The organism is Sphingobacterium thalpophilum (genome assembly GCF_038396785.1).
Lineage (GTDB): Bacteria > Bacteroidota > Bacteroidia > Sphingobacteriales > Sphingobacteriaceae > Sphingobacterium > Sphingobacterium thalpophilum_A.
Genome location: NZ_CP151087.1, coordinates 839,141 through 864,144 on the forward strand (window position 1 = coordinate 839,141; position 25,004 = coordinate 864,144).

A 25,004-nucleotide genomic window follows, 5' to 3' on the forward strand; every position below is an offset into this window, starting at 1 on the left:
CAACAAAATTGTTCTCTTATTTTCAATATTTCTCGCTGGAATCCTGAGAACAGTTGACCTCCACAGAGCAGCTAAATTATCCAATAGTCGATCTCTTTAGAATGCAATATTGCCTTTGTGTATCAAGGAAGTCACCGGTGAAATACGAGAAACTGCTTCAGCGGAACAACTTGCATCAACAAAAACCATACTTGCTTCATCACCCACTTTCGGCCATTGTTGATTTCCATTATTGTCCAAAGGCAATTTGTAACGTGTCGCGAAAGCGAGTGTTCTAGATAAGCCGAATTCTGTTCCATAACCATAAAGTTCAGCAATAAGATTCGCTTTCTGCAGCATGTTTCCCGAGCCAAACGTATTCCAGTGATCCTGAATATTGTCATTTCCAATCAAAACCTCCACCCCATATTTCCGAAGTGTCGGAATAGGCATAATCATATTGCCAAAGGGCACAGAGGACACAATTCCTACCCCCGCTTCTGCGAGACGTGCCGCAATTTTTTCAGCTTCTACATTTGTGAGGCGACTAAGTGCAAAAGCATGGCTAACAAAAGCTTTCCCTTTTAATTGGGGGTTTTCCAATGTACGGTCGATCAAAAACTCGATTGTCTTCATACCACTTTCTCCCATTTCATGGAGGTGTATGTCAATTCCCTTATTGTTATCAAGCGCCAACTGTGTAATCTGCTCCATACTTTTTTCGATACTTCCGTCCAAAGAGTACGGATCTACTCCACCTATGAAACTAACAGCATCCAGTTTTGCAACATCCTTCAAAATGGGTAAAGTATCCGTATAATAGAGGCCATGCTGTGGAAAAGCAACCAGCTCCGCTTCTACCGTGTCTTTTTTCGATGCAAGTGCCTTTTCCAAATTTGTTAACGATTTTAGTCCAGATGTTGGATCAACATTGAAGTGTGAACGAATAAAATCAGTTCCGTATGCCTGCAGAAAATTCAGCATTTTGCCCGTTCTTTCGACGGAGGTGCTTAACCATTCTGGGATCATCTTCTGCTCATACGCGATCATATCTTTTACGGTATGCCGTGTTGGCGATACAGCTTCCCATGGCAGACCAAACAACATTTTATCCAAATGGGCATGCATATCCTTAAAAGCCGGCAACATCAAATGTCCTTTTGCATCGATCGCATTAGCATTTGCAGTATTTGGTTTGATTCCTTTGATCTTACCCTCTTCAACTTCTACACAGAATAAAGCCGTATTTGTGCTTATAACTTCCTTTCCATCAAACTCGAATCCTGTCTCAAGCCGTACGTTTTCTAAAATATATGTTTTAGCTTTCATATTTATTTTGATAATATTCTTTTTCTTGTTCTCTAAAAATTACCGGACAATAGAAACGGTATTATTTTTCCACTTTTATTATTCAGTATCACCAGAACAAAGGTCGCAATGATTCTCCCAGATCTTTTGCAGAATACATCTCGATACTTGAACAATTTATCACAGCGCCGACTTTTGCTCAACAGTATGCATAAGGTGAAACTACAACGAATGTGCTTTCAGCCAGCATGAGACCAATGAGAACGACACTTAAAATACACTGTAGTAATAAATTGTCCAACAGATGGAATGAAAACCACATTGTAAAAACAGCCTTAGCTACTATTTTTGTATTAGACAGCGAAGCTTCTTCGGCTTTATTGAAAAAATTACAGCACAATAAATTGATGAAAACAACTTTAATACTCTTGATAATGATGAGCATAACAAATTCGTGCCGATCGGCATTAACCGAAAACTCATATACTGAAAATCCGTCCAAGGAAGAGATTATTAAATTGGTCACCAAAAATGACTTACAGGGAGTGAAAAAAGCGCTAGAAAATAATGCCAACGTGAATAGTGAAGATACGAATAAACGTTCTATTCTACTTATCGCGACAAACAACGGAAATATTGAAATGGCTAAATTATTGGTAGAGTATGGTGCCGATGTCAACCTTCAGGCCGACAATATGGATAGCCCATTTTTATAGGCAGGAGCAAGTGGGCAAGTTGAACTCGTCAAACTTTTCTTAGATCACGGCGCTCGCTTTGATTTATTTAATCGATATAATGGCACAGCTTTAATCCCGGCTTGTGAACGTGGATATGTAGAAACGGTAAGATTATTGGCCAATACCAAAAATTTCCCTTTGGACCATGTCAATCGTTTAGGATGGACTGCTTTGATGGAAGCAATTGTACTCGGTGACGGAAGCAAAAAATATCAGGAAATTATTCAGATTCTAAAAGATGCTGGGGCAAAATTGGATATTCCGGACTTCAATGGCACAAGCCCTTTGCAACACGCAAAACAAAGAGACTTCAATGAAATTGTTAAGATACTAACATCAGAAATATAAAGGTTCATCTTCCATTAAATACTCAAATTTGAATAAAATTTCAAGCAGTATTTCACTATGCTATCTGATTTTTCATTCTCAATGGCTAGTTTTGCAATATGCAGCATAATATAATAGACAAAGTTGCTTTAATTAGCATTAAAGATAGGAAAATCCTGAGCGCACGTTCCAAGACTAAAACAAAATTTTACTTTCCTGGTGGTAAGCGAGAGAATAATGAATCCGATATTACCTGTTTAAAAAGAGAAATACTGGAGGAGCTTTCTGTGCACATCGTCGAAGAATCAATGCGCCTTTTGGGCACCTTTGAAGCAATCGCCGATGGACGAAATCAAGGTACGCTCGTAAGAATGATCTGCTACTTTTCTGATTTCGAAGGAGTATTGCATCCAGCGAATGAAATCGAGACATTTGAATGGTTAACCTATAAGGACAAACATAGGACTTCTGCCGTAGATCAGATTATCTTTCACCGATTAAAGGAAATGAACCTTATCGATTGATAGAACAGATGAGCGTTGTTTCTCATACCAAAATATCAGACAACGCTTTTCCGTAATGTAATAACCGTAATTTCAGGCCAAACACCTATCCGACCTTTTAGGCCGTGAAAACCAAAACCACGGTTGACATAAAGATATTTTCCTTGTTTTTGATAGAGTCCAGCCCACTGTTTATAAAAATATTGAATTGGACTCCATTTTAACCCAAATAATTCTATCCCAAACTGCATACCATGCGTATGTCCCGCCAGCGTCAGATGGACATGTTGGTTATAGTCCAAAGTAACATGATCCCAATGTGAAGGATCATGAGACATCAAAATTTTGAAGGTATCCGCGTCCAATCCAAGGGTTGCTTTAGCGAGATCACCATATTGATGGAACCCTCCTTTTCCCCAATTTTCAACACCAATTAACGAAATATGCTCACCTTGCTTTTCTATCGCTATCGATTCATTTAGCAGCAATTTAAATCCCATTTCATGATGAATTTCCTTAAGCCTATTCAAATTTAAGGCTTTTGATTCAACACTTTCCCATTGTACATAATCTCCATAATCGTGATTTCCAAGGACTGAAAACTTGCCCGAAGGAGCTTCTAATCGATTGAAGTCCAAAACCCAGGGTTCCATTTCGGAAGCCTTATTATTGACTAGATCACCCGTAAACAATACCAGATCACTGTTTTGTGCATTGGCTAATTCGATACCTTTACGTACCCTTTTGATATCAGATAAACTACCAGAGTGAATATCCGATAGCTGCGTAATTTTAAAACCGTCAAATGCCATAGGTAGATCAGGAAAACTCAATACTTCCTCCCGCACTTTATAGAAATAACGACCTTTCGTTAAACCGAAAAAAATAACCAATAATATGGCCCCCGCCAAAAACAATACAATCTCACTCAAAAATATACTACGTGGAGGAAAATAACGAAAAATACGCATCAGATCTTCAACAAATAAAAAGGGAACAGCAAGCAATTTTGGTATGAAAACAATTAAAAATGCCGTGATCAAACTTGTTGCTGTCTCCTGGACATCATACCCCGCTCTCCGTAAAAAAATTAAACTAAAAACACCAAAAAACAATAGGATATCGATGCCCCAATACATGTTGTGCCAAATTGAACCATGAATAACCGTGCTGAACGCCTGAAAAAAATAGATATCACCCAAAACAAATAAGAATAATATCAGTAAAAGTCTCTTTGCCATATTAACTAAAATATTGATTTTAAATTGCTAATGATATGCCAAAAGAGATTTTTCAACTGTTAAAGCCCCTATCATCGTAAATAGTGATGTACATGTGACAATTGAAACTTTTTGCACTCCAATCAATCAGAAAACCTCGCATAGTTTCCTCCAAAACATGTCAAGATGTCTGATTATCCCATAAATGATCCAACCGAAATGCTGCTTATTACTCCAAAATTCCAGTCTTTTGCATGCATGCTCTCATTTTTTGATAAGTACGCTCAATGTCTTGATCTAGGCCAATGGAAAACCTGATCAATCCATCGGAAATGCCCATCTTTAAACGATCTTCTTCAGGAATTTCTGACGACGTAGAACTACCTGAACAGGAGAATAGCGTCTTATAGAATCCTAGGCTGACGGCTAAATACCCTAAATTTTCAGCCTGCATCAGTTCCATTAATTCATTGGCTTTTTCGGTTGTTTCCACATCAACTGTCATTAAGCCCCCAAAACCATAGCTCTCATGCATCATGTTTTTCATTAATTCATGATCTCGATGCGACTGCAAGCCCGGATAAGATACCTTTAGTCCATCTTTCTCAAACCGCTCGGCAAGATACATCGCATTATAGCTATGCTGTTTCATCCGTATATGAAGTGTTCTTAAATTTTTCAATATACTCGCCGAACGTAAACTGTCCATCGTTGGCCCCAATAACATACAGGCCCCTGTGTTCACATTTTTTGTTTCATTAATAAACTCCTGACTTCCACAATAAACCCCACCGACAGTGTCACTGCTGCCATTGATAAATTTCGTTAAACTATGAATGACAATGTCTGCTCCCAAAAGTGTTGGCGAGATGGACAATGGAGAAAACGTATTGTCGACAATCAGTTTTAGCTTGTATTTTTTACAGATGGCCGAAAGTTTTCTTAAATCTGCCACATGCAATAAAGGGTTGCTCACACTTTCACAATACAGCACTTTTGTATTAGGTCTTATCGATCTTTCGAGTTCTTCGGCATCATTAATATCCAAAAATGTCGTCTCAATCTGGAAAGGCGGGAGAAAATTCTTAAGAAAGGCATAAGTTCCACCGTAGATTGTCCTACTGGAAATGATATGGTCACCACTTTTACATAGTTGTAAAAGAACTGTTGTAATCGCTCCCATCCCAGAAGATGTTACATTGGCCGCAGCGGTATCCTCCATTTTAGCTAAGGCTTGTGCCAAATACAAATTCATCGGCGACGAATGCCTTGAATAGAGATAACAGCCTTCCGCATTCCCTTCAAATGTGTCGAACATCTTTTTAGCGGAAAGAAAAGTATAGGTGGAGCTATCTGAAATAGACGGGTTCACTCCTCCAAACTCACCAAAGTATTGCAAATCTTGAATTTCATTTGCTGCGTTAAAATTTTCCATGTTTTTATCTTTAAAATTGAGATATTTCAAATTATATTACAAGTAATTTTACTTATCTTAGAATATAAATCTATTATACAAACAATAATTAGTTAAAATATCTAACTGATTTAAAACGAGCTAGTAAAAACCAAAAAAAAATCTATGCACTTCGACGAGATTGACCGTAAGCTATTGCGTTTTCTACAGGAAGATGCCAAACAAACGACCAAAGAACTCTCCTACAAACTGAGCTTGTCCGTAACAGCGGTCTATGAAAGAGTCCGTAAACTCGAAAATACTGGAATTATCGCAGGCTATGTCGCCATACTTGATAAAAAGAAAATAGCAAAAGATTTCCTCGTATTATGCCACGTAAAATTAACACAGCACAAAAAGGAGTATATCTTACAATTTGAAAAAGAGGTCATGAACCTTCAGGAGGTAACCGAGTGTTTCCACGTGAGTGGCGACTACGACTATATCCTAAAGATTTGTGTCCAGGATATGGCAGACTATCGCAGTTTTATGTTAACGAAGTTAACGAGCCTACAGCATATCGCAAGCACCCATAGCTCATTTATGATCGCTGAGGTGAAAAATACAATAGCAATAGATCTGTAAGAAAATTTAAACCAAAACACCATTTTTCGATGCAATTGCCTCCGGAAGATCCTCATCTCCCACCATTTGCAACACATCAATTTCTATGGTCCGACAAATCGAAAGCATAGGCACATCAAACATGAGTCCTCCAAAAGGATTTTCGGTATAATCGCCGACCAATTCCATCACAATATAAATCCATCCAATTACCACACAAAAAGGAATACTCGTCCATATCCCCCAGTCGCCCAATTTCGCAAATTCATTTACTAGGCCCAATGGGAGCAGAATGATGAGAATGACATTAAAGACAAATGCTGTACTGGCAAACTGTCTCGGTGAAGGAAATTTTTTGATTCTTTCTGCCTGACCTTGATAGTCGTAAAATTGATTCAGGCAATTCTGCAGTTGCGTTTGGTTAAAATCCGAAATGATTTGATCATTTTTCAATGCATTAACTTCCTTTGCTTGTTTAGAAATCAAATAAGTTGCAAAATTTTTATATGTGCTCTGCAGCTTAAACTCATCTGTAGAAAGGTATTTGCGTAAAAAAATCGATGTTCTACTGTAATCAGGAAAGCCAGCCTTTATCAGCCTGTTCCGTTTAACATTCATTGAACCAAAGTGTTTTTTCAAACTGATGTGCTCCCATTCTGTCGGGATCAACAACTGCTCACGAAAAGTGTATAGCCAAGCGATATGGCGATAGGCAATCCTTTTCCTCCGCTCCTCCAAATCGGTATGATCACCATCCTGGGTATCAAAGGCATATAACATTGCCGTGAAAGAACGACTTGAATTGACAATCCCACCCCAGATTTTCCGGGCTTCCCAAAGTCTATCATAGGCCTGATTATTCTTAAACCCGACATAAAAAGCCTCAGCGGTTCCGATCAAAGCCAATGGTACCCAGGGAATTATCATCCACTGCCAATTAAAAAAATAATAGATGACCGCCACCAGAGAGCACCAAAGCGTCAGCCATATTAAATGTGCACCCGCTAAATTAAATATTTGTCGATGATTAAAATACTTGGTTGTGATCATAAAAATTAAATATCTTCCTTTATTAAAAACGTTATGAAAGTACAATTTAAATTGTAACTGTCCAATACGCTAAATTGTTTTCGGCACGATGATATTTTATCCCGCTCATTTTTATAACAATAAACCTCGTCGCTTTATATGGCTTATCCCTAAATTTACTGGTTCCATCCCTAAAAGGTTCCCTTATATCCAAAAAAATTGAAATAAGCCACCAGCGAAACTAGTTTTGAATAATTATTCAAAATTTATGATCAAATTAATTACTTTCAGTCTTATCACCTTTCTCCTTAACAACTTCCTGTTCGCCCAAACCGCCATTGTTGGTAAAGTCTCGGATCAATATGGCGCGTCGATCCCCTATGCTTCATTATCCTTTCGCGCATTACATGTAAAGAAAGATTCTCTCATTGAAAAAATAACAGATGAACATGGAAATTTTCAGTTAACGCTTACCGAAAAAGAGACTTACCTCGTTTCAATTCGTGTGGAAAATGTACTCAGAACGCAGCAAAAAATTGAAATTAACGACCTTAAAGTCCCTCTAACATTCATTATCCCAAAATCACTACTATCCAACCTCAAATTAGATGAAGTAACAGTAAATAAGCGCAAACCAACAATACAGCGAAAAATTGACCGCCTCATTATGAATGTAGCACAAACCGCCAATGCTTCTGGAAAATCGGCTTTGGAATTATTTAAAATGGCTCCCGGGGTATTCGTTAACAATGGTCAAATCTCCATTAATGGGGTTGTAGGAACACGTATTCTTGTCGATGGCAAAAGTATTAACCTCGCGGGAAATGATCTCAGGAACTACCTTCAAACCTTGCGTTCCAACGATATCCAATCCATTGAAATTATCGCACATCCCTCTGCAGAGTTCGACGCAGAAGGCAGTGGTGGTATCATCAATATAGTGCTAAAAAAGCAAGATAAACAGGGCCTCAATGGTTATATTGGCAATGACTATGCAATTGGGCTTGGAAAATATGGTACGTACACTCCTTATGCAGGTTTGAATTATCGAATGGGTAAAGTTGGTTTAATGGCAAGTTATTCCCATAGCCGTGCAAAGTCATACGAGGAACTAAAACAACGACGAGATTTTCCAAATCAGGGATTATATCAGCAAGAAACGGAAAATACTCAGACCAACAAAAACGACCGTATACGGCTTGGTGCGACCTATGATTTCACTGGAAAACAATTTCTCGGACTATCCTACACCGGTCAATACAGCAGTTTCCTTGGACCATCCACGGCTCATTCGACAATTTTCTACCCCGATGCGGCAAAAAACATCCACTCGCAAGGTAGCTTTCCGTCCGAATCAAAATCCAACTACCAGAATCTAGGTTTAAATTATGTCGTGGAAACAGACAGTTTACATTCGAAATTCAGCGTTGTTATCGATTACACACACAATCAACGAAACGGAAATAGTATCAGCAATAGTGCCGATTTCGATGCTAATGGTAACATACGCAGTGATACTTTGTTCAGATTGGATTATCCCAGCGAAGCAAAAATTTTTACTGGCGACGCAAAGTATAATTGGATAACTAAATCTGGAAACAATTTATCAATTGGTGTAAAATCGACCGCAACAAATATCATGAATACCAATCAATACCAGGTCTTTCATCAGGCCTGGATGCCAATGCCTGCCCTTGATTTCCAGTTCGATTATGAAGAACGAATTTATGCTACCTATGCAAATTATACGGGAAAATGGGCCCAAATAGATTATCAATTGGGATTAAGAGGCGAGAAATCCAATATTCAAGGACAACTTTTAAGCGAGCAAAGGGACAAACTCGCACAGGACTATTTCAATTTGTTCCCAAGTATTTTTTTTAAGAAGAATTTAAACTCGCAGGGAAGCAATTATGTATCACTTACCTACAATAGAAGAATTAAACGGCCCTCATATTTTGATTTAAATCCCTATAAATATTATATAGATAATTATTCCGTACAGACGGGAAATCCCTTTCTGAAGCCGCAGTTTACAAATTCCCTCGAAATTAGTGGATTGTGGAAGGAAAAATATTATACTGCTTTGAACTATTCCCATACCAGAAATGCGATCTCACAAATTATACGCAATCAGGCAGAAGAAGAACTATTAACAGTTATTAAAGACAACGTTGGAACTCAAGGAGTATGGACAGCCACCTTGAGCGCTCCCGTTTCGTTACTACCCTGCTGGTCAAGTACGAACACGATTTTATTCACTCATACACGTTCAACTTCCCCCTATTTTAATTTAAAGAAAGCTTCTTTTTTATTACAGACAGAACAAGAAATTTCCTTTGGCAAAGGATATAGTATAAATCTGAATGCTTTTTACACCCCCCAAATGTTACTTGGAAATATTGTAACTAAAGCCATCTGCTCCGTTGATCTAGGGATCCAGAAAAAACTAATCAAAGATCAATTGGTTGCCAAGGCAAATATTAGCGACATCTTTTTTACCAATAATTATCGCGCGACAAGTTATTTTAACAATACTAAAATCTGGATAATGCACAGGGAGCAATCGCGTGTATGCTCCATTTCTTTACTATATAACTTCAGAACCGGCACTACCTTTAAAGCAAAACGAATGGAATCAAGCAGTATGGAGGAGAAAGGAAGATTATAAATGTACCACTATTTTTTATCTTTGCGGCTCAATGAGCCGCAAAACTGAACTATCTAAGGATTTATGAAACAATCTCGACTTAATCAATACATCACTAAAGCAGATACATTTTTCAGGAAGCAGGATTTCGATACTTTTTATACAACGAATGTACGTATCCTACTTCATTTTGGAATGTGGTTTACATTTACCCTGCTCCTGTTCAGCAACTACTATTATGTAACTGGAATATCCTCAAACCAGTCAATATTTTTGTCAACGCGTGTTTTATTGTCTTCTCTTGTTGTCTTTTATCTATTTTTCTACTTGGTTATCCCTTACGCGAGGAACTTAAATTTATGGATATTACCTCTCTTAACTGCGCCAGTATGTATTTTTATTTGGTTATTTATCAATAATTTGTTTTATGTGCTAGCTTACAAATATGGTTTTGATATTTCCAATTTGTATCCATTAATGGGCAAGGAAAAGGACTTCATTCCCAACCTGTGGTCCGTATTCAGCTTTAAAGCAGTGCTATTAAATGCATTGTCGGTTATCTATTCATTGTCACCTTTTTTCTTTACCAAAATATTAATCGACATCAGAAGAATAAATAAAGACCGAATGCGAATCCTAGAGCAGAAGTCAAAATTATTATTGGAAAATATTAGCGTAGAGAAGGCATTTTTAAAAGCACAGCTCAATCCACATTTTTTATTCAACACGCTTAACAACCTCTATCGTTTGACGCTAAAAAAAGACGACACAGCGCCTGAGGTCGTATTAAATTTATCCGAAATTATGGGGTATACACTATACGATTCGGATGCAGAATACGTCTCCTTAGCTAAAGAGCTGGATTTTATAGAGAATTACTTTTCATTGGAAAAAATGCGTTACCCAAAATCATATCAGATTGAACTAAATATAGAGGGGCGAGCGCATGCTCACGCTTTAACGATTGCTCCGTTATTGACCTTCACCCTTATCGAAAATGCATTTAAATATGGGCTGAAAAACGAGGAAGCATCCTATGTCATACTTACTATTCACATCAGCAAAGATCAGGTCACCTTTAAAATAAAAAATGACAAAGATGTATTCAATACCGTGAAAACGCCTAGCTTTACGGGTATCGGTATTAAAAATTTACAAAAGCGTTTACAATTAATTTACCCAAACCAAAGCGACCTTCACATCATAGATAGCTCCAATGAATTTAGCGTTGCATTGAATATCGCATTACAACATGATTGAAAAATATAGTTGCATCATCATCGATGATGAACCTTTAGGCATTGAACTTATTACGGATTTCGTCGAACAAGTACCTTTTTTGGAATTAAAAAAGACCTTCAGTAAGCCACTGGAGGCAATGGCTTTTCTGCAGGAAAATCCGATCGATATTGTATTTAGCGATATTGAGATGCCCCGCTTAACTGGTTTAGATCTGTTGGAAACGCTGGCCCAAAAACCTTACTTTATTTTTATAACTGCCCATCGACATTTCGCCATTGACGGATTTGAAAAAGGTGCCGTAGATTACCTCATTAAACCCATTCGATTTGAACGCTTTTTGAAAGCTGCAAATAGAGTAAAAGAACAAATATCCCCCCTTAACAATCTAAATACCAAACCAATAAAAACAGAACGAATTTTTATAAAAAGTGAAAATAAATTTATAAAGATTGTGCTTACTGATATTCTATACATTGAAGCTCAGGGAAACTATTTGAATATTGTCATGCATACCAGTGCACATCAAACCCTATCTACCCTTAAGGCGATGGAAGAAATTTTACATAACACCAGTTTCTTTCGAATTCATAGAGCATTCATTGTCAATACAGATAGCATACAATCGCTAAATGGAAATATAGTCCAGCTTTCAAATGGAAAAACTATCCCCATTGCGAGCAATAAAAAAGATCTCTTATATGCGCTTTTAGGATTAAATTAGATCGATTATAGACGATACGCATGCTGAAAACTTTAGTTGATCCCGCTATCAAAACAAGTATAAAGCACTATTGTATATTTTTATTCGTTTGATTAATTTTAATCTAACGGACATAAACAACTGCCAAACATAGAACGAGGATATGATGAAGATAAAAGCATTTACATTAAATATAGGTCTTTTCCTTTTTGCTGCAACGACTTTCGCGCAGAACAAAGCGGAGTTAAAATCATTGTTAAATAAAAACAGTGAATTTGTATTTCCGCAGACAATAGATAAAATAGCGGCTACATTAAATGTAAAAACAGTCTTCTATGAAGATGCCAACGAAGAAAAGTATGCAAAATGGATCACAAAATCCGGCTTGGAACTCTATAGCAATTATGGGGCTGATAAATCCGTCAATGAACTATTTTTTGATATCCCTGATGACAAGTTTCTGGTTGTCGAAGGGTTGCCTTTTGATCTTGCGATCAATAAAACAACAGTCAAGGAGGCGCTCTCAAAATTCAGCCGACACAATGTTAAAAAGGAAAAACTTGATGCTGGAAGCTCTTTTCCGGGTGGTACCAGACTGACGATGAAAACAGGAACACATTTTACCACTTTACTTTTCGATAGCAAAAATCTTTTAAAGTTCATAGGCTTGACAACCTCTTTAATTGACCCCGCTGCCAATTAAAGACAAGGGGTCAATATAAAATTTATTAGCTAGGTTGCCCAAGCATGATCACCCTTTTGATAAGGGAAATCGCCGTTATATTTCCCTGGGATTTTCACATAACGGAACACTTCCGTGGCGCCTAATTTTGAGCTAAAGAATGTAAGGAGTGTAAGCTGTTTAAAGAGTGTGAAAAATGGGGCAGTTCATTAGCTGCTTTCTTTTCATCGTAATCTTGTGCTTCCTTGTCCAAAATATCAACAAAAGCAGTTTGGTCTTTTTTGTCGAGTTGCTGAAAATTACGTCCGAATTCTTTCTTGGCACGTTCGTCAATTCCGGCTGTTCCAGTCAGAAAAACCTGCTGTTCTTCAAGTTTATAGCAGTCTCGCACTATAACGGGAATTTCAGAACCTACACCAGCTTCTTTCGCCCCTGGGGTAGTAGTTTTAGGAAGAATCGCCTCCGCGAGATCTCCCAAAAAATCGATTGATTTTGGATCAAAGAGCATTTCTATATCTTTCGAAGCAGACCTTTGGCATCCTTCCAAAAATAACGAAGCACCAATAACTGTTCCTCCCATGAGTATGGCTACACGTTGTATTGCTTCTCGTCTATTCATAACTATTGCACCATAAAATATTAAAGATTCCCTTTTTTTAACTCATTTACAGCAAAATCTACTGCTCTTGCTGTAAATGCCATATAGGTAAGCGATGGATTCACACAGGAAGAAGAAGTCATAAAGGCCCCGTCTGTCACAAAAACATTTTTAGCATCCCATACTTGATTAAATTTGTTTAATACCGAGGTTTTCGGATCATTGCCCATCCGTGCTGTTCCCATTTCATGAATTCCCTGTCCCATACTAAACCCGTTGTCGTAGGTTGTTACGTCTTTGACACCGATAGATTCCAACATTTCCTTCATTTCATGGCTTGCATCAACCCGTATTTTCCGCTCATTATCCTTAATCTCTGCATCTATAGCCAGTACAGGAAGGCCCCACTTATCTTTTACAGATGAATCCAATAGGACTTTATTTTCGTGATATGGAAGTATTTCGCCAAATGAAGTAAAACCTACTCCCCAGCTTCCGGGCTCGGCGATAGCATCTTTCCAAGCCCCGCCTACGCTCTTATTATCGACCTTACCTGACCATTGTCCCCTTGAAGCTCCGCCTTGATAGCCAAAACCACGTATGTAATCTCTCTTCTTGGTATCGCCAGCAATATTAGCAAATCGGGGTACATATAATCCATTGGCGCGTCGTCCAAAAATATATTTATCCTCAAATCCTTCAACTCTTCCCCCAGCCCCACTATTTAACATGTGATCCATCAGATTATGTCCCAATTCACCACTGCTGCTCCCAAGACCACCTTCCCATACATCGGTAGCTGAATTCATTAACACCCAGGTGGAATTTAAAGTCGAAGCACATACAAAGACAATTTTAGCAAAATACTCGTAGGTTTGATTCGTCTCCGCATCAACAATTTCTACTCCTTTAGCTTTCTGTGTATCCCGATCGTAAATAATGCTTTTTACAATGGAAAATGGTCGTAGGGTAAGTTTCCCTGTCTTCACTGCTGCAGGCAATGTTGCAGACTGTGTGCTAAAATAAGCGCCGAAATTGCAACCCAGCCAACATTTGTTCTGGTATTGGCAATTAACACGGCCATGGTGGGGCACTGTTATGTTGGCTACCCGGCCAATTATAAAGTGTCGTTTTCCCTGATAATGCGATTTCAATCGCGCAGCAAGATCTTTCTCCACAATATTCATGTCCATTGGTGGCATAAATTCGCCATCGGGCAGCACCGCTATACCGTCTCTATTACCCGAAATACCCGCAAATTTTTCAACGTGACTATACCAAGGTGCTATATCTTTATAACGTACGGGCCAGTCAACCCCATGCCCGTCTTTGCTATTTGCTTCAAAATCAACATCCGACCACCGATAGCTTTGCCGCCCCCACATAAGCGAGCGCCCACCAACGTGATAGCCCCGGAACCAATTAAAGGGTTTTATTTCCTTATATGGACTTTCTGTCTCATTAGTCCAAAAGTCGATGTTCCCTTCGTTCATCCATTGATTTTTAATTCCAAAAGGTAAGTAGTGCTGGGCACGATCCAAGGGCACCCGACCCCGATGCGGAAAATCCCAAGGATCTTTGTTTGGTGATGGGTAATCTTTGATATGCTCAATATTGCGTCCTCTTTCTAACATGATGGTTTTAAGTCCACGCTCCGTTAGTTCCTTGGCTGCCCAGCCACCTGTGATCCCAGACCCGATGACAATTGCATCATAAACATTATTTGCCATTTATTTATAATTGGTTTATTTGGTTATTACTCGAAGGGAAATTTCCCTCTCAAATCAAGCGCCACAAAGATGCCTGACAGTTTTACCTTGTTTAGACGATCCATTCTTATATTTTCGAAAGCGTAAGAATAGATCGTCTAAACAAGTTTAAGGTTTTTTTTTGATTTTATTGCAACCGGTTGCAAATTTTTGTAATATTGTATTAAACAAGCAGGTAGCTTGAATAACCAAATTATAATAGTATAAACGACAGACTGAGCCATTTCTTCAAACGAATTGGAATATTGATCTGTTTTGTACATAACATAGTCTTTTTCAAAACACAATACATATGACAACAATTAAAGGTCCTGCTATCTTTCTCGCACAGTTTATCGGCGATGAAGCTCCATTTAACTCCTTGGACTCAATCTGCCAGTGGGCTGCAGAGCTTGGCTATAAGGGAATACAACTACCAACCTTAGATGCCCGTTTTATCGATCTAGAAAAAGCAGCGCTCGATAAAAGCTATGCACTTGATCTAAAAGCTAAAGTACAATCTTTTGGATTGGAGATCACCGAACTTTCAACCCATCTCCAAGGGCAATTAGTGGCTGTAAATCCAAGTTTCGATGATCTATTTGATGCCTTTGCGCCACAGCATTTACATGGTAATCCTCAAGCACGACAACAGTGGGCGATCCAGCAATTAAAATATGCCGTACAAGCTTCCCACAACCTCGGACTTAAAGCGCTAGCAACCTTTAGTGGAGCTTTTCTATGGCCATTTATATACCCTTGGCCACAAAGACCAGCTAATCTGATCGAAACAGGTTTTGCTGAACTTGCAAAATTATGGTTACCAATTCTCGATGAATGTGACTTGTACGATGTCGACCTATGTTATGAATTACACCCCGGAGAAGATCTCCATGACGGTGCTACTTTTGACTTATTTCTCGAAAATGTAAATTACCACAAGCGGGCAAACATTCTCTATGATCCCTCCCATTTTGTCCTTCAATGTCTTGACTACCTTCAATTCATCGACATTTACCATGAGCGAATTAAAATGTTTCATGTTAAAGATGCTGAGTTCAATCGTTCTGGTCGTCAGGGCGTCTATGGTGGCTTCCAAAGCTGGCAGTCAAGAGCCGGTCGTTTCAGATCAATTGGTGATGGACAAGTGGATTTCAAAGCCATATTTACCAAACTCACACAATATGATTATCAAGGCTGGGCAGTACTGGAATGGGAATGTGCATTCAAAAATGCTGAAGATGGTGCACGGGAAGGCGCGCTGCATATTAAAGACTATATTATCCGTGTTACTGATAAGGCATTCGATAATTTTGCTGCCGTCGAAACCAATGATAGCCTTAACCGTAAACTATTGGGTTTGTAATTACAAAAGATATCGTCATTAAAAAATCAACTTTATGCGCAATACAAAACTAAAAATGGGCATGGTCGGCGGTGGAAAAAATGCATTCATAGGGGCGGTACATCGTATGGCTGCTGGAATTGACGGTCAGATTGAATTATGTTGCGGAGCACTGAGCGCTGATCCCCTTGTCGCAAGAGAATCCGCCGCGCTTTTAGGGCTTCCGAAGGAAAGGAGCTATGGAAGTTACCAGGAAATGATTGTCGAGGAAAGTAAACGTTCGGCGGATGACCGCATGAACTTTGTCAGCATAGTCACGCCAAATTTTGCTCATTTTGAACCAGCAATGATGGCTCTGGAACATGGCTTCCATGTCGTGCTTGAAAAGCCGATGACTCTGACAACAGAACAGGCCGAATTGCTCCAACAAAAAGTAGCTGAAACAGGATTAATACTCTGTGTTACATACACCTACTCTGCCTATCCGATGGTAAAACAAGCTCGTCATCTTGTCAAAGAGGGCCAATTAGGTTCGATTAGAAAGATTATGGTCGAGTATCCGCAGGGTTGGCTCAGTAAGATGATCGAAAATGGTCTTTCTCTGGCCTTTTGGCGTACAGATCCCGAAAAGAGTGGAAAAAGTGGTTGTATGGGCGATATTGGAACACATGCTGCCCACCTCGCAGAATATATTTCAGGTTTAAAAATCACTAAAATGTGTGCCGACCTTCAAACATTTGTGACCGGAAGAAAACTTGAAGATGACGGCAACATATTACTTGGATTTGAAAATGGAGCCACAGGCGTACTATCGGCATCTCAAGTTGCTGCAGGTGAAGAAAATGCGTTAAAAATTAGAGTATATGGTGAACTTGGAGGATTGGAATGGAACCAGCAGGAGGCAAATACACTCATCTTTAAACAGCTCGATGCGCCGACCCAGCTATTTCGTGCAGGTCAACAATACCTTTCACCAATCGCCAAACATAACATCCGTCTACCGGCCGGTCACCCCGAAGGATATATAGAAGCATTTGCCAATATTTATAGAAATTTTGCAGCCACGCTATTGACATCTATGCAAGGTATAGAGCCGCGAGAAGAAGATACTGATTTTCCTACCGTAGCTGATGGTCTGCGTGGCATGAAGTTCCTAGAAACTGTGATTGCCTCGGGAAAATCAACACAAAAATGGACCGATTTTATTCGTTAGATATATACTTACCATAAGTGGCCAATGTCATTTGCTATATGAACAAACGACATTGGCTGCACACTTTAATTTTTCTGTATTGACTGAGACATCTGGTTCAAATATCCCTCATAGTTTGAATAAGGTTCCTTGATCCTACCATTTGGTTTCAGATAAAGAAATCCTTCCTGATTATCCAAAATGACATTAAAATGGTTCAGAATCTGATTTCCGAATAAACTTGGTCTACCATTAGGCTTGGCCGGATCAGCGGCATTCGTCACAATATCTTTAAATTCAACACCAGCTATTGAAGCATTCAAACGGATAATCTTCCGGTTACTGATCATGGTAAGTGGCTCTAGATCGTCCCAATTGTGACCTATACTGGTAAAATCTTCACCTAACAACATCGTGCCATCACGGCCTGTATCAAAAAGGAACCAAAAATCAAATTGTCGTTGATTATGTCTAAAAGCAGCTTTAAACTTTGGTCGATTTTGTTCGTAAAATATCGGAAGCTTTGTATACTCCTTTGCTTTGGTGGGGAGATCGCGATGAATTACCAATTCCATTTTGTCATAATCGATTTCAATAATGTGATTTCGAAAGAAACTGTTACCTATAATAAGATCTTCAAAGGACTTCATATTACCGACCTCTGTCATTGACACATTTTTCCAGACCATAGACCCAATACGCAATTGATTACCTAGGCTTGTCCGCTCGCTATTGACCCCGTCGGTATTCGAAACTGTCGTAAACGATGAAAATGATAAATCCAGCTGCTTTGAGTTATTTCTATTGACAACACCTGTTCCTGCTCCTAAATCAAACTGTATCGCGACATTTTTCTTGTTAATTGTTCCATTCAGGAAAATCCTTGAGCCAATAAGACGAAAAGGTATTGGCATAGGAAACGGATCATTTTGATCCAATACAGGTAGATCAGGTGGTAGTTGAGCATTTATACGAATGTGACAAGAATCCGTCCCATTCAATAGTACTATAAAATCATACATCGCTCCGGGTTTAGTCATAACAGTTAATTCCTCCTGATCTGTTTTAAAAACGACTGTGCTTTCTTTCGTTGGAATATTCACGAAATAGACATCAGGGTTTGCTTTAGGATCTAATTTCCAGTCGACATGGCAATAGGTGCCGTCTTTAATACGGACTTTCTCAGATGAAGCTTTGATCAAAGGTATCCTATTTTGTGGAAAGACGTTCGTCATCGTAAAAAGAGAAAGAAAAATAACAAAGGTAGCCAAGGCCATATGGCTTTTCCTTTTTTGATAGTGTGTTTTCATAATTTTGTATTTTTTTTCAAGATCAAAGAAAAAAAATACCAGACGAAGAGTACACTTTTGCATCCCGACAATATCCCGACAGCTACCCGACAATTGTATAACAATCGCTATAAAATACTAATATCGGGCAAAATCCGTGCATTCTCACCTTTATTTAATCCGATCGCATTTCGCAGTATAACGATAATATTCATAAGAATCCAACATAGCGGAATAAGCAATTTCACATTGCTTTTAACACCTAGCCAATCGTTGAGCATAAAAATAACAAGCATCAGTAACACCGCGATTAAGGTAGATACGATTTGTATTGAGATTAACTGACGAACCTTATACGAATGCTGTTTTTTTAACAGCATGATTGCAATGGGCACCAAAACATTTAATGGAGGCAATATAGAAAAGGGTAAGGAAGAAAGATTGATAATCTTGATCCATGTGAGATTTTCGGATTCAGCAGGCATATCATATGCAGAAAACTCCGATTCGTCCACATGCAATGCCTGTGCAAGTGCACGAAGGGTGTAGCCCTTTGGTGGCTGCCCCGCTTCAATCCGCTGAATTGTTCTTACTGAAATACTTGATTTTTGTGCTAGTTCCTCTTGGGTTAAATTGAGTTTCTCACGTAATGATTGTAATTTATTCATAAACAATAGATCGATCTTACGACCAAATTTACAGAATTTGGCCGTAAAAATTCATCAAATCGAACGTTTATGGTTCCTTGGGAAAGTTAGCATCCTCTTCGGTAACCGTCTGCTCTTCAAGCGTTAAAGGAGCTGGAGGTATTTCGGTTACATTACGCTCAATTTCCTGCGTTTCAACGTGCACGGCATATTGCGAGGGTTCAATAGGGATTCCCATTACAGTGGCATACTCCCTTGTGTAGATTGCACCAAAATATAAAATGGCTGCTGTGTAATAGACCCAGAGAAGGATCAGCACAAATGAACCTGCCGCTCCATACGTATCTTGGGTTGCTGAATGCTCCAGGTAGACTCCAATTAAATAACGTCCCAATACAAATAAAATTGAAGTAAATAAGGCGCCCGCACGTACTGTCCGCCAATGTATATTGACATCCGGAAGCGCTTTAAATATGACACTAAATAACAAGAATATAATTCCGAAGGACAATGCAAAGTTAATCCCATCCATTAACATCACCGTTATGTCCGGGAAATAATGCTGTAGCTGATCTGTCAATGCTAATATTACACCATTTACAATCAATGTAACAACTAACAAGAACCCCAATCCAATTACCAAAGATGAAGACAATAATCTATCCTGTATCAATTTTAACCAGCCTTTTTTCGGCTTCGCCCTTACATGCCAAATCTTATTGATCGAATTCTGTATATCCCCAAAAACAGTCGTTGCTCCTAAAATCAATGTAATACCACTGACAAGCAATGCCAGGTTTGATTTTCCAGAAAGTTGCAAATTCTGAATAACCTCTTGAATCTGTCTTGCGGCACTGCTTCCCACCAATCCACGGAGTTCCAAGAATACTTTCCCTTCAATTGCATCCTCACCATAAAAAATTCCGGCTAAGGCAATCATTAAAACCAATATTGGACCAATAGAGAAAACAGTATAATAGGATAATGAAGCACTATACTTCATCGAATCCTCATTCAAAAATCCCGAGACCGTACTTTTTAAAATTCGCCAATAGGTTTTCACCTTACTTCTACTTTTAGTTCGTTTATCCATGTTCTTGTACTTTGTACTCAAGAACAAAACCATTGAGAAGCGAAGAAAGTTTGTAATTAGTATGTTTTAATGCGAGTAGTCCGCTATAGTTCCCTGGAGAACCAAGCGATTGTGGTCTACAACTTTCAGACTCAGCGTAATATCTGAAGCGATGGTTTTCAATAATAGAATCGGTGATATTTTAGCTTCATTTGGCCAATCTACCAAATGAACTGCAACATGGGATAGCTCAGCTGTCTTATTGTAGGCCACATTAAGTTTATCAATATCCTTTGACGTGGTCAGCAAACTAAACTCCTTATCTTGTTTTTGAAACCATTGATAAAATAATTTACTGGGGAGGAACCTGCGCATGTCGTTATCTCCACGCATGGCTAATCTTACTTCTGGAACTTTCGTTTCGTAGGGTGTTTTCTCTTCGATCGTTTCGAAATTTTCGTCAACCGCATAATTAATAATGGTATCTGTTTGAATGACCTTGTTTTTCAAAATTTCAATATCGACGTAATTTCCATCCAAATGTGCTATAATAGAATCAGCGGCTATAGGAAGTTCGCTAACTAATTGCTTTAGCTGATTTTTAAGTTGACTATTGGGGATATTGATCCAAGCTTTACCAATGTATTTTGAGGAAACGAGTTCTCTAACAAGATATTCCTTCGGAAAGCTCCAATCTGTTGAGAAAAACTCACCAGACACATCGAGATGGTCTCCTTTCAAATCAAGCTCGATAAAATTATCCGTTGAAATATCACTATAACGCAGTGATTTACCTGTCAATGTACTTGGACGGTTGATAAATTGTTCGATGGTAACCCGGTCATCTTTTGATTGAATTAACTGCAGCATTTCTTCTTTCTTTGTATCAAGATCAAAGCCTAGACTTAGCAGCAGGTCATCCCCTTTCCAGATAAATGCGATTTTGCTCGGTTGATGATAGGCATAGCTCACATCAGGGGCTAGATTACTTTCCACTGCACCAACCTGTATCACATCTTTTAGAAAGGTCAAAAATTGTTGCTTATCCTTTAGCTGAAAAAAAGCATAAAAGTTTTTGGGGTGGGGCTCCAAAGCAAAAAGAAATACATTCGCTTTGATATCAATTCCATTGTCTTTGAGTTTACTTAGTTTTTGACCAAAATCTTGCCCCTCTTTCGGCGCTGACTGCCATTTATTAAAAAACTGATTCAAAAGAATATCATCTAATGATACGGTCAACAAAGCCTTACTTCTTTTATGGACCAATGATTTGTAGGATTCTTGCTGTCGTAGTATGTAACCGCCCCAGGCAACGATCGCCAAAAGTACGAGGACAGCTATCGTCCAAAGTATTATTTTTTTAATCATATCAATTGAATCAGTAATTTTTGGTTGTTTATCTCCTAAAAGCTCCTCTGAAAGGTCCCTCAAGCTGAAAAAGTTATATTTCGCAGTATTAGGCGCTCTAAGAAAAACCTAGATTTGAAATTTTGTTCTGAAACAGATTCTATTTAAAATAGACCGATGAATCTTAAAATAGATCAATGAATCGAAGACCGAAACAATGTCTTCTCTTGAAATAGCGCAAAATACTAGTTTTCAACAATGCACTTGATACCTTCTATTTTAAATCAATAATAGCAAAAGTATCAAATGCCTGGAGATCTTTTCATCCCTGAAATCAGGGAATTGGGGAATTTAATTAGGTTTCCCGAATTAATCCGTATTCAATAGCCGATTTTACTGCAGCAGTAACACTTTTGGTTTGAAATTTCTCCATTAGATTCTTGCGATGGCTTTCTACCGTATGTGAACTGATAAACAATGAATCTGCAATTTGGTTTGTTGTCATTCCTTGCGCTACGAAAGTAAGCACTTCTTTCTCACGACGTGTCAATTTTGGTACTTGCTTAAGCCCCATTTCCACCTTCTTGTTCAAGATAGCCTGAGTTTTTTCACAGAGATATCTTCTTCCAACAAGAACAGCGGAAATGGCAGCAAGTATTTCATCACCATTTGCATTTTTCTGTAAATAGGCATTGGCACCCTCATTTAAAATGCTGTTGATCACTGCAAATTCATTGTGGACACTAAACGCAATAATTTTTAAATCCTTATTGCTTTCCTTCAGACCTTTAACCAAATCGATACCGTTAGCATCCGGTAGATTGATATCGAGCAGCAATACCAATGGCATATCAGTGGCAATACGATGGAACAGTTCAGTTGCACTGGAATACATACCCACTACTTCAAAATCCTCATGCGCATTTATAATGTTTTTCAATCCCTCAAGTAGCAAAGGGTGATCGTCTGTAATCGCTATTTTTATCATTTTTCCAAAAAGTTAAATCATGGGTAATTCCAATTCAATGGTTGTACCCGCTCCATTCTCCGACATAACCTTCATTTCCCCGTTTAGAAACGAAAGTCTTGATCGCACATTATGCATTCCTGCAGAATGCTGCAAATCGACACTTTCCATATCAAAACCCTTGCCATCATCTTCAATTGTAATGTGTAAACGTTTATTATGTGAAGAAAGCTGTATTAAAATGTTGGTCGCATTAGCGTGCTTCAACGCGTTATTCACCAATTCTTGAATAATTCTATACAAAGAAATCTCCTGTTCCGTACTTAGGGTTGATTCAAATTGTAAAAATTCACATTCAACTTGACATGTAGATTGACTCATTCGGCTTGCATAGTCTCTTAAAGTTTCTTTCAAACCATATTTTACGATTAAATCTGGCATAAGATTATGCGCAAGCCGGCGAAGTTCATCGACAGCCCCGTCCAGCAAATCAATGCTTCGATCGATTCCTACTTTCATGGTTTCTTGCTCCAAAGCATTTTTATTGATGGCTGATAATCCCAATTTGGTACTTGACAGTAAACCTCCCAATCCATCATGAAGGTCGCGAGCAAGACGGGTACGCTCTTTCTCTTCCCCAGCCAACATCACAGTCAGGTTTTTAATGGCATGTTGTTGATTATTCTTTTCTATCTCAAGCTCATGCAAATGTTCCTTTTGCTTCAATGCCTTTGAACGCTGCCAGTAGGCGTAAAATAATAATACGATCACAATCAAACAACTGATAAATAACCAGATATAGATCGAATTCATCCGTGACTTGAAAGCAATCTGTTTTTTGGAAACATCAAGCTCCTGTAAGCGTTGTTCATTTTCCAGTCGGCTTAATTGCAGATCCTGCTCCTTCTTATCCCGTTCGAGCTGCAATACTTTAAGTTGCTGGGTTCGATTCAGTTCATTTAACTTCAAATTCTCCACCAGTTGATGCTGCCTATCATTCAAGGCTTTCATCAACTTGATCTGCTGTTCCTTTTTCTCCCCTTCCAATCGAAGCCGCATTAACTTTTGGTTTTGCAGTTCACGCTCATACTTCAGCTCCAGCTGCTTTGTCTTATCGAGTTTATCCGAATTAAATGCTTTTTCAAATACATCTATGTAGCTTTTTTGATAATTGAAAGCCTCTTCATATTTACCTTCCTCAACACTTACTTCGGCCAGTCTGCTAAACAGGCTTAGCCCCACTTGATAATCGTAATGGGCCTCTCTTTGAAGATTGTACAGTGCCTGCTGCAGATATTTTTTCCCTTCCTCACGATGCCCCACTTTGAAAGACTCGTCAGCGAGGATACCATAAGCAGGTATTGTAATGGCATATTGCTCCGTTTCAGCAGCAATATCTAAAGCCTGTCTGGCGTAGGATATCGCTTTCTTACCGCCATTATCAGGATAAAACTCATGGTACAGATTCGCCAGATTAACCGAAACATACGCTAGATCAGTCGGATTAACCAAATGCTTCTCATTCTTATTGATCAAATTATAAGCCTCAAGATAGTGTTGTTCAGCTTTCCTCAATAAATCACGATCTGCATTATTCGATCTATACTCCTCTTCAAATAGATAACCAGCCTGCATGTAGGCGTCAAATAGGCTATTGACATTCTTCCCTTCTTTAGCCGTTTCTAACAAAAGAGAAGTATACTTTTCTTGAAAATCAAAATTGCGTTGGTTTGCATATATTGCTGTCAGTTCCTTATAAACGGCTAGTTTTCGAGCGATATTTGCGTCAGTCTGTGAAGCTTTCTCTAAAAATGAAATTGCTTTATGAAATTGGGAAACGGCTTCATCCTCCTTATTCTGCCTTGTCATAACCCATCCATCACAATAATACACATAACCTTTAATTCCATTATCCCGGACAATCGGTAGCACAGATTTAGCATGTTCTAAATAATACCGTGATTTTTCATATGCATGATCGTTAAAGCTGTTCATGGCTGCAATACAATTCAAATAAGCATAATATTGCTTGTCAGGATAATTTCTGGCCAGCTGAATATTATCATTAAGCAGTTGACTGGCCAGTACTTTTTCATTATTAAAATATAAGCCCTGCGCATATTTTCCAGTCAATACAAACCGCTCCTTGCTTCCTAAAGGAAGACTGTAATATGATTTCTTTAACTCTTGCAGCTGTTCTTGGGCAAGAATAGCACTACAAAAGCACAAAAAAACAAAAAATATTAGTATCGATTTCCAAAAAGTTCGAACATGCCCCATAAAATCAAATCTTCCGTCTAGCTATGTGAATTGGCCAAACTTAGATAAATTTACCCTTATACGCAATTCATTCTCTCGAAAACAACTTAACTTCTCGCTGTTATTGACCTAATTAACCGAACCTT

20 protein-coding genes and 2 pseudogenes are annotated in these 25,004 nt (G+C 38.6%); 10 read left to right on the forward strand and 12 right to left on the reverse strand.

The window, feature by feature from the left end:
• Positions 1-96 precede the first annotated feature (96 nt).
• Positions 97-1,308, reverse strand: a complete 1,212-nt coding sequence (locus tag AACH28_RS03905) for an amidohydrolase (protein WP_182331910.1) — start codon at positions 1,306-1,308, stop codon at positions 97-99.
• A gap of 236 nt (positions 1,309-1,544) precedes the next feature.
• On the opposite strand from AACH28_RS03905, the gene AACH28_RS03910 reads away from it, so the two are divergent.
• From AACH28_RS03910 to AACH28_RS03920, 3 genes and pseudogenes are all read left to right on the forward strand, one after another.
• Positions 1,545-2,003: an ankyrin repeat domain-containing protein gene (locus AACH28_RS03910; protein ID WP_341832299.1), complete on the forward strand. Its 459-nt coding sequence runs from the start codon at positions 1,545-1,547 to the stop codon at positions 2,001-2,003.
• Between the two features lie 18 nt (positions 2,004-2,021).
• Positions 2,022-2,372: pseudogene (locus AACH28_RS03915) on the forward strand (ankyrin repeat domain-containing protein); the annotation flags it as partial.
• Positions 2,373-2,470: 98 nt separating this feature from the next.
• Positions 2,471-2,875 carry an NUDIX domain-containing protein gene (locus AACH28_RS03920; RefSeq protein WP_159726523.1) on the forward strand — a complete coding sequence of 135 codons (405 nt, stop codon included), beginning with the start codon at positions 2,471-2,473 and terminating at the stop codon, positions 2,873-2,875.
• Positions 2,876-2,910: 35 nt separating this feature from the next.
• Here AACH28_RS03920 and AACH28_RS03925 read toward each other — a convergent pair whose 3' ends face one another.
• Both AACH28_RS03925 and AACH28_RS03930 read right to left on the reverse strand, forming a co-directional pair.
• On the reverse strand, positions 2,911-4,095 hold the full coding sequence (locus tag AACH28_RS03925) for a metallophosphoesterase (RefSeq protein WP_341832300.1): 1,185 nt from the start codon (positions 4,093-4,095) through the stop codon (positions 2,911-2,913).
• 208 nt (positions 4,096-4,303) lie between these two features.
• On the reverse strand, positions 4,304-5,509 hold the full coding sequence (locus AACH28_RS03930; protein ID WP_159726519.1) for an aminotransferase class I/II-fold pyridoxal phosphate-dependent enzyme: 1,206 nt from the start codon (positions 5,507-5,509) through the stop codon (positions 4,304-4,306).
• A 144-nt stretch (positions 5,510-5,653) separates the two neighbouring features.
• Between AACH28_RS03930 and AACH28_RS03935 the strand changes: the two genes are divergently transcribed.
• Positions 5,654-6,112 (forward strand): Lrp/AsnC family transcriptional regulator, encoded by a 459-nt coding sequence (locus tag AACH28_RS03935; protein ID WP_153844647.1) that lies wholly within the window; start codon positions 5,654-5,656, stop codon positions 6,110-6,112.
• A 6-nt stretch (positions 6,113-6,118) separates the two neighbouring features.
• On the opposite strand, the gene AACH28_RS03940 is transcribed toward AACH28_RS03935, so the two are convergent.
• Positions 6,119-7,141: a bestrophin family protein gene (locus tag AACH28_RS03940; protein WP_153844648.1), complete on the reverse strand. Its 1,023-nt coding sequence runs from the start codon at positions 7,139-7,141 to the stop codon at positions 6,119-6,121.
• 247 nt (positions 7,142-7,388) lie between these two features.
• On the opposite strand from AACH28_RS03940, the gene AACH28_RS03945 reads away from it, so the two are divergent.
• The 4 genes from AACH28_RS03945 to AACH28_RS03960 all read left to right on the forward strand — a co-directional run bounded on the left by AACH28_RS03945 (position 7,389) and on the right by AACH28_RS03960 (position 12,415).
• On the forward strand, positions 7,389-9,791 hold the full coding sequence (locus AACH28_RS03945; RefSeq protein ID WP_341832301.1) for an outer membrane beta-barrel protein: 2,403 nt from the start codon (positions 7,389-7,391) through the stop codon (positions 9,789-9,791).
• 63 nt (positions 9,792-9,854) lie between these two features.
• A complete protein-coding gene (locus AACH28_RS03950; RefSeq protein ID WP_182331904.1) occupies positions 9,855-11,030 on the forward strand; it encodes a sensor histidine kinase in 1,176 nt (391 codons plus the stop codon).
• The gene (locus AACH28_RS03955) at positions 11,023-11,733 is read left to right on the forward strand and encodes a LytTR family DNA-binding domain-containing protein (RefSeq protein WP_202883763.1); all 711 of its coding nucleotides are present in this window, start codon (positions 11,023-11,025) and stop codon (positions 11,731-11,733) included. Before AACH28_RS03950 ends, AACH28_RS03955 begins: the two co-directional genes overlap by 8 nt.
• Positions 11,734-11,875: 142 nt before the next feature.
• The gene (locus AACH28_RS03960; RefSeq protein ID WP_153844651.1) at positions 11,876-12,415 is read left to right on the forward strand and encodes a hypothetical protein; all 540 of its coding nucleotides are present in this window, start codon (positions 11,876-11,878) and stop codon (positions 12,413-12,415) included.
• Between the two features lie 29 nt (positions 12,416-12,444).
• Here the strand turns inward: AACH28_RS03960 and AACH28_RS03970 are convergent.
• Together AACH28_RS03970 and AACH28_RS03975 are read right to left on the reverse strand one after the other, a co-directional pair.
• Positions 12,445-13,013, reverse strand: a pseudogene (locus AACH28_RS03970) (gluconate 2-dehydrogenase subunit 3 family protein).
• 20 nt (positions 13,014-13,033) lie between these two features.
• Positions 13,034-14,722 (reverse strand): GMC oxidoreductase, encoded by a 1,689-nt coding sequence (locus tag AACH28_RS03975; protein WP_182331902.1) that lies wholly within the window; start codon positions 14,720-14,722, stop codon positions 13,034-13,036.
• Positions 14,723-15,053: 331 nt separating this feature from the next.
• On the opposite strand from AACH28_RS03975, the gene AACH28_RS03980 reads away from it, so the two are divergent.
• Both AACH28_RS03980 and AACH28_RS03985 read left to right on the forward strand, forming a co-directional pair.
• Positions 15,054-16,106: a sugar phosphate isomerase/epimerase gene (locus tag AACH28_RS03980; protein WP_182331900.1), complete on the forward strand. Its 1,053-nt coding sequence runs from the start codon at positions 15,054-15,056 to the stop codon at positions 16,104-16,106.
• A gap of 34 nt (positions 16,107-16,140) precedes the next feature.
• Positions 16,141-17,298, forward strand: coding sequence for a Gfo/Idh/MocA family oxidoreductase (locus AACH28_RS03985; RefSeq protein ID WP_341832303.1), 1,158 nt, complete (start codon positions 16,141-16,143; stop codon positions 17,296-17,298).
• A 65-nt stretch (positions 17,299-17,363) separates the two neighbouring features.
• Here AACH28_RS03985 and AACH28_RS03990 read toward each other — a convergent pair whose 3' ends face one another.
• The 6 genes from AACH28_RS03990 to AACH28_RS04015 form a co-directional block, all read right to left on the reverse strand.
• On the reverse strand, positions 17,364-18,587 hold the full coding sequence (locus tag AACH28_RS03990) for a retropepsin-like aspartic protease (protein WP_341832304.1): 1,224 nt from the start codon (positions 18,585-18,587) through the stop codon (positions 17,364-17,366).
• Positions 18,588-18,694: 107 nt separating this feature from the next.
• The gene (locus AACH28_RS03995) at positions 18,695-19,234 is read right to left on the reverse strand and encodes a helix-turn-helix domain-containing protein (protein WP_145326860.1); all 540 of its coding nucleotides are present in this window, start codon (positions 19,232-19,234) and stop codon (positions 18,695-18,697) included.
• Between the two features lie 67 nt (positions 19,235-19,301).
• Positions 19,302-20,306: a YihY/virulence factor BrkB family protein gene (locus tag AACH28_RS04000; RefSeq protein ID WP_145326861.1), complete on the reverse strand. Its 1,005-nt coding sequence runs from the start codon at positions 20,304-20,306 to the stop codon at positions 19,302-19,304.
• Between the two features lie 66 nt (positions 20,307-20,372).
• Entirely contained in the window at positions 20,373-21,653 is a 1,281-nt protein-coding gene (locus AACH28_RS04005) for a hypothetical protein (RefSeq protein WP_341832305.1), read from the reverse strand.
• 334 nt (positions 21,654-21,987) lie between these two features.
• Positions 21,988-22,620 carry a response regulator transcription factor gene (locus AACH28_RS04010; protein ID WP_120334131.1) on the reverse strand — a complete coding sequence of 211 codons (633 nt, stop codon included), beginning with the start codon at positions 22,618-22,620 and terminating at the stop codon, positions 21,988-21,990.
• A gap of 12 nt (positions 22,621-22,632) precedes the next feature.
• Positions 22,633-24,828, reverse strand: coding sequence for a sensor histidine kinase (locus AACH28_RS04015; RefSeq protein ID WP_341832306.1), 2,196 nt, complete (start codon positions 24,826-24,828; stop codon positions 22,633-22,635).
• Positions 24,829-25,004 lie beyond the last annotated feature (176 nt).